10 protein-coding genes are annotated in these 12,558 nt (G+C 67.6%); 6 read left to right on the top strand and 4 right to left on the bottom strand.

Translation table 11 applies throughout. The features are described from left to right. Positions 1 to 57: 57 nt before the first annotated feature. From ACP7AZ_RS13165 to flgK, 4 genes are all read right to left on the bottom strand, one after another. Positions 58 to 1,653 carry a UdgX family uracil-DNA binding protein gene (locus ACP7AZ_RS13165; protein WP_426039090.1) on the bottom strand — a complete coding sequence of 532 codons (1,596 nt, stop codon included), beginning with the start codon at positions 1,651 to 1,653 and terminating at the stop codon, positions 58 to 60. After that, the gene (locus ACP7AZ_RS13160) at positions 1,653 to 2,894 is read right to left on the bottom strand and encodes a putative DNA modification/repair radical SAM protein (protein ID WP_426039089.1); all 1,242 of its coding nucleotides are present in this window, start codon (positions 2,892 to 2,894) and stop codon (positions 1,653 to 1,655) included. The genes ACP7AZ_RS13165 and ACP7AZ_RS13160 overlap by 1 nt, the downstream gene beginning before the upstream one ends. A 66-nt stretch (positions 2,895 to 2,960) precedes the next feature. Further along, positions 2,961 to 3,917: a flagellin gene (locus ACP7AZ_RS13155; RefSeq protein ID WP_426039088.1), complete on the bottom strand. Its 957-nt coding sequence runs from the start codon at positions 3,915 to 3,917 to the stop codon at positions 2,961 to 2,963. Next, positions 3,917 to 6,037, bottom strand: a complete 2,121-nt coding sequence (gene flgK / locus ACP7AZ_RS13150; RefSeq protein WP_426039087.1) for a flagellar hook-associated protein FlgK — start codon at positions 6,035 to 6,037, stop codon at positions 3,917 to 3,919. Before flgK ends, ACP7AZ_RS13155 begins: the two co-directional genes overlap by 1 nt. Positions 6,038 to 6,433: 396 nt before the next feature. On the opposite strand from flgK, the gene ACP7AZ_RS13145 reads away from it, so the two are divergent. The 6 genes from ACP7AZ_RS13145 to ACP7AZ_RS13120 all read left to right on the top strand — a co-directional run bounded on the left by ACP7AZ_RS13145 (position 6,434) and on the right by ACP7AZ_RS13120 (position 12,558). Then, positions 6,434 to 8,002, top strand: a complete 1,569-nt coding sequence (locus ACP7AZ_RS13145) for a flagellar hook-length control protein FliK (RefSeq protein ID WP_426039086.1) — start codon at positions 6,434 to 6,436, stop codon at positions 8,000 to 8,002. A 4-nt stretch (positions 8,003 to 8,006) separates the two neighbouring features. Beyond that, entirely contained in the window at positions 8,007 to 8,762 is a 756-nt protein-coding gene (locus ACP7AZ_RS13140; RefSeq protein WP_426039085.1) for a flagellar hook assembly protein FlgD, read from the top strand. A 12-nt stretch (positions 8,763 to 8,774) separates the two neighbouring features. Further along, positions 8,775 to 10,214 carry a flagellar hook-basal body complex protein gene (locus ACP7AZ_RS13135; protein WP_426039084.1) on the top strand — a complete coding sequence of 480 codons (1,440 nt, stop codon included), beginning with the start codon at positions 8,775 to 8,777 and terminating at the stop codon, positions 10,212 to 10,214. Between the two features lie 173 nt (positions 10,215 to 10,387). Further along, entirely contained in the window at positions 10,388 to 10,672 is a 285-nt protein-coding gene (locus ACP7AZ_RS13130) for a DUF1153 domain-containing protein (protein WP_271085516.1), read from the top strand. Positions 10,673 to 10,781: 109 nt separating this feature from the next. Then, the gene (gene mnmA / locus ACP7AZ_RS13125) at positions 10,782 to 11,999 is read left to right on the top strand and encodes a tRNA 2-thiouridine(34) synthase MnmA (RefSeq protein WP_426039083.1); all 1,218 of its coding nucleotides are present in this window, start codon (positions 10,782 to 10,784) and stop codon (positions 11,997 to 11,999) included. Beyond that, positions 11,992 to 12,558 (top strand): hemerythrin domain-containing protein, encoded by a 567-nt coding sequence (locus ACP7AZ_RS13120; protein WP_426039082.1) that lies wholly within the window; start codon positions 11,992 to 11,994, stop codon positions 12,556 to 12,558. The genes mnmA and ACP7AZ_RS13120 overlap by 8 nt, the downstream gene beginning before the upstream one ends.

Genomic DNA, 12,558 nt, shown 5'->3' with positions numbered 1-12,558 from the left:
GTCGAAACCGTATGAAAGACGGGCCGTCTTCCTTGGGCAACAGCCGTTACGCGAAGGCTACAGAAGATCGCGCACCGCCTTGAGATCACGCACGAACAGAGCCCGCTCGCGCCCCTTGGACTCCGCTTCGGGAAGGCGCAGCAGGTAGGAGGGATGGACCGTGATCATCGCCGTCGATCCATCGGACAGGGATAGCCGCTGGCCCCGCTCCCGGGTCACCGCGACGGGCCGACCCAGCACGCCAAGCGCCGCCGTACCGCCCAGCGCCAGGGTCACCTTCGGCCGCACCAGCCGCCGCTCCTGATTCAGCCACCAACGACAGGCGGAGACCTCGCTGGTTGTCGGCGTCCTGTGCAGCCGCCGCTTTCCGCGCGGCTCGTGCTTGAAGTGTTTCACCGCGTTGGTGACATAGACCTCCGCCCGGTCGATCCCCGCCTCCTCCAGCGCCGCATTCAGCACGTCACCCGCCGGCCCTGCGAAAGGCCGCCCGACCAGGTCCTCCTGATCGCCCGGTTGCTCGCCCACGATCATCAACCGCGCCTTCTTCGGTCCCTCGCCGCACACGCCTTGCGTCGCATCACTATAGAGGGGGCATCGGCGGCAGGCCTGCACGCCGTGCCGCAGCTCTTCCAGATCGGACGCGACGAAACCCTCCTCATACGATCCATCGCGCACGGATCGGGCGATGGCTTTGGCGAGGCGTGCGTTGGGCTCGGTGTGCGGACTGGCGACCATGACTTCGGTTCGAGCGTGTGACGCGGCGACCAGTTCCGCGATCAGCGATGCCTCCGGCAGGTTCTTCCAGTACCGTTTGGGCATCTCGCCCTGCATCGTCCGGACCTTCAGCCGGGCCGGATTGAAGGTCGAGACGTAGTAGGTCTTCCAGAACTCCTCGATCTCGTCCTCCTGCGGCGCGTCGGCCGCATTCGCAGGCGGCCCGAAGGACAATTCACCCCCGCTGATCTCCGCGGACGCGGGGACCCAGAAACAGGATCCGTCCGGCGTCAGGATCGACCATCGCATCGTCGTGAACCGCCGCACGAAGAAGCCCGAAGTCTTTTCCAGCACCCGATGCGCCGGCTCGAACCAGGCGACGAACACTTCTCCTGCGTCGTCCTCGACCGATCGAAACCGGACAAAGGCCTTCATCTTGTGCGATGCCCTGGAAACGTTCTTCGCCCGCTCCATCGCGTCTGCGACATCGCGATCCGACACGACCTTCATCAGATCCGGCTCGTCCCTGAGCCGCCACAGCAACCGGTACAGCAGATCGAACCGGTCGGTGGACCGGTGCAGGATCACCTCCTGCGCCACGTCCACGAAGGCTTTGGGCACGGTGAACGGCCCTTCAATCCGTGCATCGCCCTTCCCTTCCAGTGCACCTCGGCGAAGGTCGGGGTCCAGATCATAGACGTCGCTCGTTCCCGCTCGGCTCAGGGTCCTTGCGTCAGGCGAAATTCCCGTGTGGGCAACGGGATCCCGGCCTTCGCCGGGATGCGCGGCGATGACAGTATCAAACAGCGAGCCTGTCCCTTCCGCCCCCGCCACTACGAACCGCACAGCCGCCGGCTCCGCCCCGGCCAGCCGGAACGCCCGTGCAGCCTTCCGCCACCCGTCGAAATCCGTCTCGTGCGCGAGTTCAGCGATCGGCATCAGAACAGGCTCAACTGCTCGGCCTTCGGCCCCCCGACCAGCCGTTGCCGCAGATCGACCGCATCCGTAAGCCCGCCCGGGGTCCAGTCCAGCGCCGTGATAAACGGCCGCACCTTGTCGATACCCCGGCACAGCCGCGCGATGTCCTCCAGCCTCAGCGTGCGATAGCGGCGCACCGAGATCATCCGGTCGACCGACTTCACCCCCAGCCCCGGCACCCGCAGCAGCATCTCGCGGGGCGCGGTGTTCACATCGACCGGAAACTGCGCCCTCTGGTTCAGCGCCCAGGCCAGCTTCGGATCGATCGCCAGATCCAGCATCCCGTCCGTGGACGCCTCGCCGATCTCGGGCGCCGAGAAGCCGTAGAACCGCATCAGCCAATCCGCCTGATACAGCCGGTGCTCCCGCATCAGCGGCGGCTTCGACAGCGGCAGGGCCGAGCTCGAATCCGGGATCGGGGAGAAGGCCGAGTAATAGACTCGTTTCAGACCGTAGCCGCCGTAGAGCGACGCCGACCGGTCGAGAATTTCCGTGTCCGGCGCCCCGTCCGCCCCTACGATCAGCTGGGTCGACTGCCCCGCCGGCGCGAATTTCGGCGGCCTCGTGCGGTCCTTCTTCTGCGGTCGGGCGGCCTCGACCTTGAGCCGGACGTTGGCCATGGCCTGTTTGATGACGCTGACGTCCTTCTGGGGCGCGAACCGGCCCATGGCCTCGTCGCGCGGCAGTTCGATGTTGGCCGACAACCGGTCTGCATAGAGACCGGCCTCCTCGACCAACTTGGGATCCGCCTCGGGGATCAGCTTCAGATGGATATAGCCGCGGAAGTCGTGCTCCTCGCGGAGCTTCTTGGCGACCAACACCAGCTGTTCCATCGTGTAGTCGCCGGACTGGATAATGCCGGACGACAGGAACAGGCCCTCGATATAATTCCGGCGGTAGAAGTTGAGCGTCAGCTCGACCACCTCATCGACGCTGAACCGCGCCCGCTGGACGTTCGAGGAGACGCGGTTGATGCAGTAGACGCAGTCGTAGATGCAGAAGTTGGTCAGCAGGATCTTGAGCAGGGAAACGCAACGCCCGTCCGGCGTATAGGCGTGGCAGATCCCCATGCCCTCGGTCGAGCCGATGCCCTTGCCGCCCCGGCTGTCGCGCTTCGACGTGCCCGACGACGAACATGAGGCGTCGTATTTGGCCGCGTCGGCCAGCACCGACAACTTCTTCCTGAGATCCAGCTGCGCCATCGTTCATGGTATGTTCCTTTTCAGGAACGACGTCCAGCGTGACCGTTCTTCTGTCCGGAAGGAGGCTTATCTCAGGTAATTCAACAGCGAGACTTCGCTGAGTTGTGCCACGACCTGAGCCGACGCCTGCACGGCGATCTGCGACAGCTGCAACTCCGTCACGGCCTTCAGCGGATCGACGTCGGTACGGCTCGACACCAGCTTCTCCAGCGACAACTGCTGCGCCTCGTGGCTGGTAGTGATCTGTTCCATGCGCTTCTGCAGCGAACCGTTGCGCGCCCCGGTGTCGATAGTCGCGGTCGAGGCCGCGTCCAGCCGTTTCATTTGTGCGGTCAGGAAGGTCTTCTGCGCATCGGTCGGCTTGCCGGTCAGCGGCCCGGTGGCCGGGTTGTCATTGTAGGCCTTGATGTCACGGAAGATCTCGAAGATGTGGCTCTGGGTGACGCCGTCGGCCTCGATGAATTTGAAGCCATCGGCGAGGTAGCCTGTCTCGACCGAGGTGTTCTCGGCGATCCGCGACACCGCCTTGATCTGGTCGTTGGCGAGGGTCGCGGCCACGCTCGGCGCGGCTGCCAGTTCGCTCAGAGTCGCCACCGTCACGGGCTGGTTGGTGGTATTGGCCCCGGCGAACAGATAGCCGCCCTGATGGCGATAGTTCAGGCCGTTGGACACCGACTGGAACTGGCCCTCCAGGCCCAGCATCAATGTCGCCGACGAGTCCGAAGCCAGGACGCTGGCGATCGCCTCGCGCGCGGAGCCCAGAGCATCGGCGATCTGGTTGAGCGCCAGGTCCTGGGCGTCCAGCCGCGCCGTCACAGCCTCACCCGTGTTGAGGAAACCCTGCACGCGGGACTCCGCGCCCTTCAGCGCCGTCAGCGTCTCCGAACTGCGGCCGTAGCCGGTCAGGTCAGTCGCATTCTTGCGGGTCGAGACCCGCTCTCCAGCGTCGGTCTGGGCCTGCTGCGCCTGCATCAGGTTCAGCAGCGCCGACTGATAGTTTCCGGTTGTCGAAACGCGGCTCATCAGATCATCCCCAGCAGAGTATCGTACATTTCACTGGCCGCCTGAATCAACCGGGCGGAGGCGTTGAAGGCCTGCTGATAGGTGGTCATCAGCACCAGCTCTTCATCCAGGTTCACGCCTTCATAGTTGGCCTGGCGCGCATCGGCCTCGGTGGCCAAGGCCTGGGCGCTCGCCTGTCGTGTCTTGGCCGCCTGGGCCCGCCCGCCGATCTCGCCGGACAATTCTGACGCATAGCGCGACACGGACAGGTTGCCGCCGGGACTGTCCCCGGCCGCCGAGAACCTCGCCGTCCTCTGGCCCGCATCGGCCAGCGTCAGCGCGCCGCGTCCATCACCGGAGCTCAGCGCCGCCGTCCCGACCGACGCGGCCAGGTTCAGTTGGGCCAGCGCCAGTTTCGACGGGCTCTGCTGGATGTCGGTGCGCACCTTGAATCCGTCCGCGCGCGACGCCCGCACCCCGCCGCCCAGGCCGAACAGCTCGGTGGCCGAAACGCCCGAGGGGATCTGGACCGTGGTGTCTTCCAGCACGCTCATGCGCGGCGCCGGATCGCCCAGCGGCGTGAACTTCATCTCGCCGTTCGCATCCAGCGCAAAGCTGCCGTAGCGGCCGACGCCGGTCACGGTGCTGTTCAGGGCGGTCAGCATGTCGCCCACCGTCCCGCCGGCCGGGATCGCCACCTGGATGTCGCGGATCCTGGCCCCGCTCTGGCCGGTAAAGCGGAAGCTCAACGTCTCGCCGGCGGTGAACCCGTGCGCCGACGTGGCGGTCATGCCCAGGTCATACAGCGGGGGCCGCTCGCTGGAGATCAGGTCGTTCATCCCGAAATAGTGGGAGAAGCCGCGCCCGGCCTTGGCGCCGGGTGTCGCCGTGCTGTCGGCGATGGCGACGCCGTTCGATCCCGTCGCGGCGATGCTCAGGCTGCCCCCGACGAAGCTGGCCGTCGCCGCGCCGCCCAGGGCGGTGTTCACGTCGGTCAGGAAGTTCGCCATCGGCGTGACTGCCCCGCCGTTGATGCTGACTCCGGTTCCCGAGAAGACCAGATCGACGCGGGTAGTGATCGCACCGGTCGTGGGGTTCACCACCGCGATCGTCGTCCCGCCGGTGAAGCCGGTCAGGGCGGTGGTCAGGTCCTGTCCCACGTTCTTCCCGGTCAGGGTCGTGGGCGGCGGCACCGCGGAGTTGGCGTTGTGCGCCCGGTTCAGTTCATCGACGACGTGGGTGACCAGTTCGGCCAGCCGCTCCGCCGCCTGCGGCGCGTCGACGTCGCGTAGTTCCAGCAATCCCTTGATCTCGCCGCTCTTCAGCCCGTCGGCGAAGGCGCGCTTGGTCCCGCCCGGCTCGGTGACCCAGATCTCGTTGAAGCCGGTCTCGGCGTTGACCGTGCCCGCGCGATTGTACTGCAGCGTCGCCGCGCCCGCTCCGGCCAGCAGGATGCCGGCGCCTGTCCGGATCGACACCCCGCCGACCGATCGCTGCGACACCTGCACGTCCATCAGACTGGACAGCTCATCGACCAGCCGGGCCTGCTGAGTCTGCGCCCCCGAGGCGTCGCCGTTCAGCACCGTGGCCTTGGCGATATCGACGTTCAGCGTCTCGATCTGCTGGAGCAGGCTGTTGGCCTTCTCGATGGCGCTCTGGATCCGGCCGTCCGCGTCCTCGCGCACGGCCTGTATCTGGCCGGAGATACGGCCAGCCTCGTCGAGGATCGCCTGGGTCCTGAACAGGGCGTCCTGACGGCGGGGGCCCGACACGGCATCCTCGCCGGCCACGGCGAAGGCCGCGAAGATGTCGTCGATCTGGGAGAAGAAGCCCGTATCCCCGCCCGGGTCGCCGAACAGCGACTGGATACGGTCGTACAGTTCGTAACGCACGCCCTGGCGGCTGGCCTCGGCCCCTGCGCTGAGCGACGCGGCCTGCAGGAACCGGTCGGTGGCAATGCGCACGCGCGCCACCTCGACGCCGGAGCCGACGCCCTGGGTCGTCAGCGACACCTGGTCAGCGATCTTGCGGACATATCCGGGCGTGTTGACGTTGGAGACGTTGTCCGAGACCACGCGCAACTGCGTCTGGGCCGTCTGCAGCCCCGAGTTGGCGATGTTCAGGATGGTGCTCAGGCTCATCCGATTAACCCTTCGCCCGGCAAGCCCTGCCCGGCAGGCTGCGCGTCTTGCCCAGCCGTGCGCGTATACGGCGAGAGCAACACCTTGTTTTTCTTGAACATCACTGAACGCGACTGGACCATGGTGATTCAGATCGCAAACGGCGGGCCACACACGGAACAGGGTGGCGCTCACCCGGAAAGGTCTTGGAAGGGCGCCGGGCAAAAAGCGACGTCTGCGCGGCAAAAAAGGTCGCTGACGCCCACCACATCAGCCGGGCCGCCCGCAGCAATTATCGATTAAAAACAGTTGGATGATATCGAACGCGACGCTTGGCCCGACCCTTGCGACGGCCCATCCGAATGTTCCGGCGCAGCAGGCGCCCTTGTCCTCCAGTCGTGAATTGCCTGCCGCCGCATGTCCGCGCCCAGCCTCGCCATTCCTGCCGCGCCCGCCGTGGGCCACGCCGCTCCAAAGCGCGGCGCAGCGACGCCTGACGCCGACTTCGCGGCCATCCTGGACGAGTCCGCCCCGCCAGAGGCGCCCGCCAGAACACCCGCCGCCACCGGGTGGAAGCGCGATGCGGAAGCTGCCCCCGCCGAAGATGCGTTTGTCGAGGTCGCTCCGGAAACCTTGGCCGATGCCGCTCCCGTCAAGAACGATCTCATCGTCGCCGCCTCCGTCCCCCTGATCGTCGCCGCAGTCCCGGTCATCGTCGAGGCCGCCACGATGGAAGCCGCCCCGACCGCTGTTGCCCCTGCGGCGGAGGCGCCCGCGCCATCCGACGATCTCGTCCTTCCTCCGCCCATGGCGACGGGCCAGCCCGACGCAGCGGTCGCAACGGCGCCGATGGCCGACGACAACGCCCCTGCCCCGGTGCCTGCGCCCGCGCCCGCGCCCGCGCCGACAGATCAGACCCGCTCAGGGACCGAAACGGCGCCCGCCGTCAAAGCCGAGGCTCCCAGCCCCGCGCCTGCTTCAGTGCCGGCGCCGGCGCCGGCCGACATGCCCGATCTCGCGGCTCTCCAGGCGGAACAGACCAAGGGTTCGGCCCAGAACCCTTCAGCCGCCCCGGTGGCGAAGTCGGCCGCCGCTCCCGTCGCAGCTACTGTGGCGGCGCCGCGCCCGGCGAAACCCGCCGCCGACGTTGCGGTCTCCGCCGAAGCCGCTCCCGCGGACGCCGCCGAGGACGCCGCCGCCCTGGCCGCGCCGCTCGAGGCTCCGGCCGCCCCGGTCGACGCGCCTCGCACCCGCGACGTGATTGATCGGGTCCAGGCGACCCGCCCTGAGGGTCGGAGCGGCGCTTTCGCCGATCCTGATGTGTCGCCCCAGGCGGACGGCCCCGACGCCGCGAGCCCCAAGGCTTCGACCCCGACCGCCTCGGCCCGTCTCGACCCTGCTGTTGCCGCCCCCCCCGCCTCTCTCGTCCTGACCGGCGCCGATGAGGGAGTCTCGGCCCCGCTCGCCGCGGCCGCCCAGCCGACGGAAGCCCGCCCCGCCCAAACCGTCGTGTCCCTGGCCCTCTCCACCCTTTCCCGCGCCACCATCGAAACCACGGCCCAGATCGCCGCCCAGATCGTGCGCAAGCTGGAAGGCCGCTCGACCCGTTTCGAAATGGCCCTGACGCCGGAGGGTCTCGGCCAGGTCGACGTCAGCCTCGACATCGATGCGGACGGCAAACTCATCGCCCGGATGGCCTTCGACAATCCGTTGGCCGCCACCGAGCTGCGCGGCCGGGCCGATGAGCTGCGTCGCCAGCTCCAGGACGCGGGCTTCACCGTCGCTGACGACGCCCTGTCCTTCGCCGAGCGCGACGCCTCCGCCGGCCAGCAGGGCGGCTCGGCCTTCGACCGCCGGCCCGATCCCCGCAACGCCCGCGCCTTCGGCGCCGCCTCGCGGCTGGAGGCGGACGCCGACCGCCTGCTGACGCCGGGCCGCTGGATCCCTCTCACCCTGACGCCCGACCGCGTCGATATGAAGGTCTGACCCCATGGTCGACGCAATCACCGCCAACGAGGCCGTCAGCCGCACCGGAACCAGCCGCGCCAGCCTGGTCTCGAACTTCGAGACCTTCCTGCAGCTGCTGACCGCCCAGCTGAAGAACCAGGACCCGCTTTCGCCGCTCGATTCCAACGAGTTCACCGCCCAGCTGACCCAGATGACCGGTGTCGAGCAGCAACTGCTCACCAACGACCTGCTGACCAGCCTCCTGGACGCCCAGCAGGGCGGCGGCCTGGGCACAGCCTCCAACTACATCGGCAAGGACGCCACGGCGGCCTGGGGCGTCACCAAGCTGGACGAAGGCTCGGCCAACTGGTCCTACGAACTCGGCGCCGCGGCCTCCGAAGCCACGCTCCAGGTGCTGGACTCGAGCGGCAAGGTCGTCTGGACCGGCCCCGCCCCGGATCGCACCACCGGGACCCACGATTTCGTCTGGAACGGCAAGACCACCGCCGGCGGTCAACTGCCCGACGGCGGCGTTTATTCGCTGAAGGTCACTGCCAAGAACGGGACGAACACCATCGAGTCCCAGGTCCTGACCCGCGGCCGCGTCACCGGCGTCGAGATGTATGACGGCGTCCCCTACCTGACCATCGGCAACTCGATCGTGCCTGTCTCGAGCGTCTTCGGACTGCAGGACCACGTCGCCGCCGCCGAAGCCTCTGCCGCCAGCGCCGACGACGACGAGAAAAGCCTCGCCGCCCGCATCGCCGATGCCCTGAACCCCCTCAAGTTGCTTTCCTAAGGAGCCCACGTCGTGAGCATCAACTCAGCCCTTCTGGCCGGCGTGTCCGGTCTGACCGCCAACTCCGCCGCCCTCGCCGCCATCTCGCAGAACATCGCGAACGTGAACACCGTCGGCTACAAGCGGACCAGCGTCGACTTCTCGACCGTCGTCAACGCCCAGAACCAGGGCGCAGGCTACTCTGCAGGCGGCATCCTGGGCACGACCCGCAACTACATCTCCCAGGCCGGTCAGCTTCAGCGCACGACCTCCTCGACCGATCTCGGCATCGCCGGCCAGGGCTTCTTCGTAGCGACGGAGAAGGCCGAGGGCCTGGACGCCGGCGACGCCCGCCTGTTCACCCGCGCGGGCGCGTTCCGGGTCGACGAGTTCGGTTATCTGAAGAACACCGCCGGCCTCTACCTCCAGGGCTGGCCGGTGGACTCCGAGGGCGGCATCGCCCGCGACCCGTCGGACCTGAACAAGCTGAAGTCGATCAACGTCGGCTCGGTCGGCGGCACGGCCGAGGCCACGACCCGCGCCCAGCTCAATGCCAACCTGCAGTCCAGCCAGGCCGTGTCACCTGACATCGCCACCTACAACCTGGCGACCAACTCGATGTCCATGTACGATGCAGAGGCCGGCACGGGCTTCAAGCCCGACTTCCAGATCACGATCCCCGCTTCGGATTCCAAGGGCGGCCAGCGCTCGATCGCCTACTCCTTCATCAAGACCGCCAACCCGAACGAATGGCGCGCGGAAGTCCATGTCATCCCGGCCAGCGACGTCGAGAACGGCTCCACGCCATCCAACGGCATCCTGAAGGCCGGGCTGGTCTTGTTCACCCAGGACGGCCGCCTCGACGTCGACGGCATGAAGGCGGCGGAAATCGCGACGCCAGGCACCATGCTGTTCGCCGATCCGTCCGTCGCCTCCATCACCCTCGGCGCCTCCGACCCTGCGACGGTAGGCACCGCCGTTGCGCCCCAGTGGCGCGACTCCCTCGGCATCGACGACCAGACCATCACCTTCGATCTCTCCGCCTCGGCGGGCGGCCTGACCCAGTACGACTCGGATTCGATCGTCCAGGCCGTGACCACCAACGGCACGGCCTTCGGCAACCTGTCGAACATCGAGATCGACGACGAAGGCTATATCACCGCCATCTTCGACAACGGCGTCACCCGCCGTGTCGCCCAGGTCGCCCTGGCCACCTTCACCAGCGCCGACAGCCTGGCCGTCGCCAACGCCAATGCCTACCGGGTCAGCCAGGGCTCCGGCACCTACAACCTCAAGGCCCCCGGCACCGGCGGCGCAGGTCTGATCGGAGCCTCCCAGCTGGAAGCGTCCACGGTCGATCTGTCACTGGAGTTTACCGGCCTGATCACCACCCAGCGCGCCTACTCCGCCTCGTCCAAGATCATCACCACCGCAGATGAGATGTTGGCCGAACTTATCAGCATCAAACGCTGATCTTCAGGTAACGCGGCGTTCAGCTAGATGAAGATTTACTCAACAAGCGGCCGAAACGGCGTTCCGGGAGAGGATGGATTTTATCCATTCCTTCACCACGACGCTAAACGCGGCCTTAGCGGCGCCTCGCTATCTTCACGATCAATTGGTGGTGGTGAATGAGGCAAAAGCCCATGTTGCAAGAGCGACGCGTGAACAAGCAAGGCGAGCAGTATGTCGTCGGTCCGACGGGCACCCCCCTGACGATGCGTGACCTGCCGCCCGAGAATACCGACCGCTGGGTCATCCGTCGCAAGGCGGAAGTCGTGGCGGCCGTGCGCGGCGGGCTGCTCAGCCTGGACGACGCGCTTCTCCGCTATCGTCTGACGGCCGAGGAGTTCCTCGCCTGGCAAAAGGCGATCGACAAATGGGGTATGCAGGGCCTGCGCACGACGCGGATCCAGAACTACCGCTCCTGAAGGTTTCCTCCCGAGACGACGACAACGGCCGCGCCCGGCGACGGGGGCGGCCGTTGCCGTTTGGGGGATCGGCCTCGAAATCGTCCCCCATCCTGTCTATATGCGCGCTATGACTTTGGCTGAGCCAATCTGCGCGATCCCCGACATCGCCCCCCTTTCGTCTCCGGCCGAGCTGGACGCGGCGGTCGAGAGCGCACGGCTGGCCGTCGGCCTGCCGGTCGGCTCACGCATTGTGGCGGCCATGTCCGGAGGCGTGGACTCTACCGTCGTCGCGGCATTGCTGCACAAGGCCGGCTATGACGTCGTCGGCGTCACCCTCCAACTCTACGACCACGGCGCGGCGCTGAAGAAGAAGGGCGCCTGCTGCGCGGGTCAGGACATCCACGACGCCCGTCTGGCCGCCGAGATGCTGGGCATTCCCCACTATGTCCTCGACTACGAGAGCCGCTTCCGCGACGCCGTCATCGACCAGTTCGCCGACGACTATCTGCAGGGCCGCACGCCGGTCCCCTGCATCCGCTGCAATCAGACGGTCAAGTTCCGCGACCTGCTCGACGTCGCCCGCGACCTCGGCGCCGCCGCCATGGCGACCGGCCACTATGTCGGGCGAGCCGTCGCCGCCGATGGCCAGACCCAGATGCGCAAGGCCATCGACCCCTCGCGCGACCAGTCCTATTTCCTGTTCGCCACCACGCGCGACCAGCTCGACTATCTGCGCTTCCCGCTCGCCGGTCTGGAAAAGCCCGCCGTGCGCGGCGTCGCCCAGTCGCTGGGCCTCAAGATCGCCTCCAAGCCCGACAGCCAGGACATCTGTTTCGTCCCGTCCGGCGACTATCGCACCCTGATCGACCGCCTGCGCCCCCAAGGGCGCGAGGCCGGAGAGATCGTGCACATGGACGGCCGCGTTCTTGGAAATCACGCGGGCATCACCGACTACACCATCGGCCAGCGCCGCGGCCTGAACGTCGCCGTGGGCGAGCCCCTGTTCGTGACGAAGCTGGACCCCGAGAACCGCCGCGTCATCGTCGGCCCGCGCGAGGCCCTGCTGACCGCCTCCCTGACGCTCGACGAGACCAACTGGCTGGGCGACCACGCCTCGATCGAAGCGGCAGCCGAAGCCCATGCGCCGGTCCTCGCCCGTGTCCGCTCGACCCGCCCGCCCTCGCCCGCCCGCCTGACGCTTCGGGACGGGGCGATCTCGATCGTCTTCGAGACCGGCGAAGAAGGCGTCGCCCCCGGCCAGGCCTGCGCCCTCTACGACCCCGCCGACCCGGACCGCCTGCTGGGCGGAGGCTTCATCGCCAGCACCACGGCCTGTGGTGTCTGACGAACTCCACACTCGAGCGGGCCTGCCCGAGCCGTACCGCTACCTCCTCGCCGACCTCCCCCGCGACCGCTGGCACGGCCATGAGGTCGCGGCCATGGCCCGGTTCTGGCTGCAGATGCACTCCGGCTTCCGCCGCGAGGCCGCGGCTATGGACGCCCTGACCGGCCAGTGGCGCTCGGGCGCTCTCGCCCTGCCCGACCTGCACCGCCGGCTGATCCCGACCCTGCAGTCGTTCCTCCAGCACCTCGACGGCCACCACAACATCGAGACCCACCACTATTTCCCGACCATGCGTCAGGTGGAGCCCCGCATCGGCGCCGGCATCGACCTGCTGGACCGCGACCACGACGTCATCCACGGCCATCTGGAGACCCTGTTCCAGACCGGCCTCGCCTTTCATCAAGGCGTCAGCGGCCATGCGCCCACGGCAAGCGACGCCGCCTCCCGCCTCGCCGACGCCCTCGACAAGGCCGGTCCGTCGCTGTCCCGCCACCTCGAGGACGAGGAGGACATCGTCATCCCCCTGATCACCCGCCACGCGGATCACTTCAAAGGCTGA

This window comes from Brevundimonas sp. DC300-4 (assembly GCF_049897365.1).
Lineage (GTDB): Bacteria > Pseudomonadota > Alphaproteobacteria > Caulobacterales > Caulobacteraceae > Brevundimonas.
Note: the sequence above shows the minus strand (reverse complement) of the source record. Positions and strands in the feature narration are given on the sequence as shown.

Excerpts from the sequence above, each read along its gene's own strand:
- ACP7AZ_RS13165 (WP_426039090.1), bottom strand. The coding sequence starts at position 1,653 with ATGCCGATCGCTGAACTCGCGCACGAGACGGATTTCGACGGGTGGCGG.
- ACP7AZ_RS13160 (WP_426039089.1), bottom strand. The coding sequence starts at position 2,894 with ATGGCGCAGCTGGATCTCAGGAAGAAGTTGTCGGTGCTGGCCGACGCG.
- ACP7AZ_RS13155 (WP_426039088.1), bottom strand. The coding sequence starts at position 3,917 with ATGAGCCGCGTTTCGACAACCGGAAACTATCAGTCGGCGCTGCTGAAC.
- flgK (WP_426039087.1), bottom strand. The coding sequence starts at position 6,037 with ATGAGCCTGAGCACCATCCTGAACATCGCCAACTCGGGGCTGCAGACG.
- ACP7AZ_RS13145 (WP_426039086.1), top strand. The coding sequence starts at position 6,434 with ATGTCCGCGCCCAGCCTCGCCATTCCTGCCGCGCCCGCCGTGGGCCAC.
- ACP7AZ_RS13140 (WP_426039085.1), top strand. The coding sequence starts at position 8,007 with ATGGTCGACGCAATCACCGCCAACGAGGCCGTCAGCCGCACCGGAACC.
- ACP7AZ_RS13130 (WP_271085516.1), top strand. The coding sequence starts at position 10,388 with ATGTTGCAAGAGCGACGCGTGAACAAGCAAGGCGAGCAGTATGTCGTC.
- mnmA (WP_426039083.1), top strand. The coding sequence starts at position 10,782 with ATGACTTTGGCTGAGCCAATCTGCGCGATCCCCGACATCGCCCCCCTT.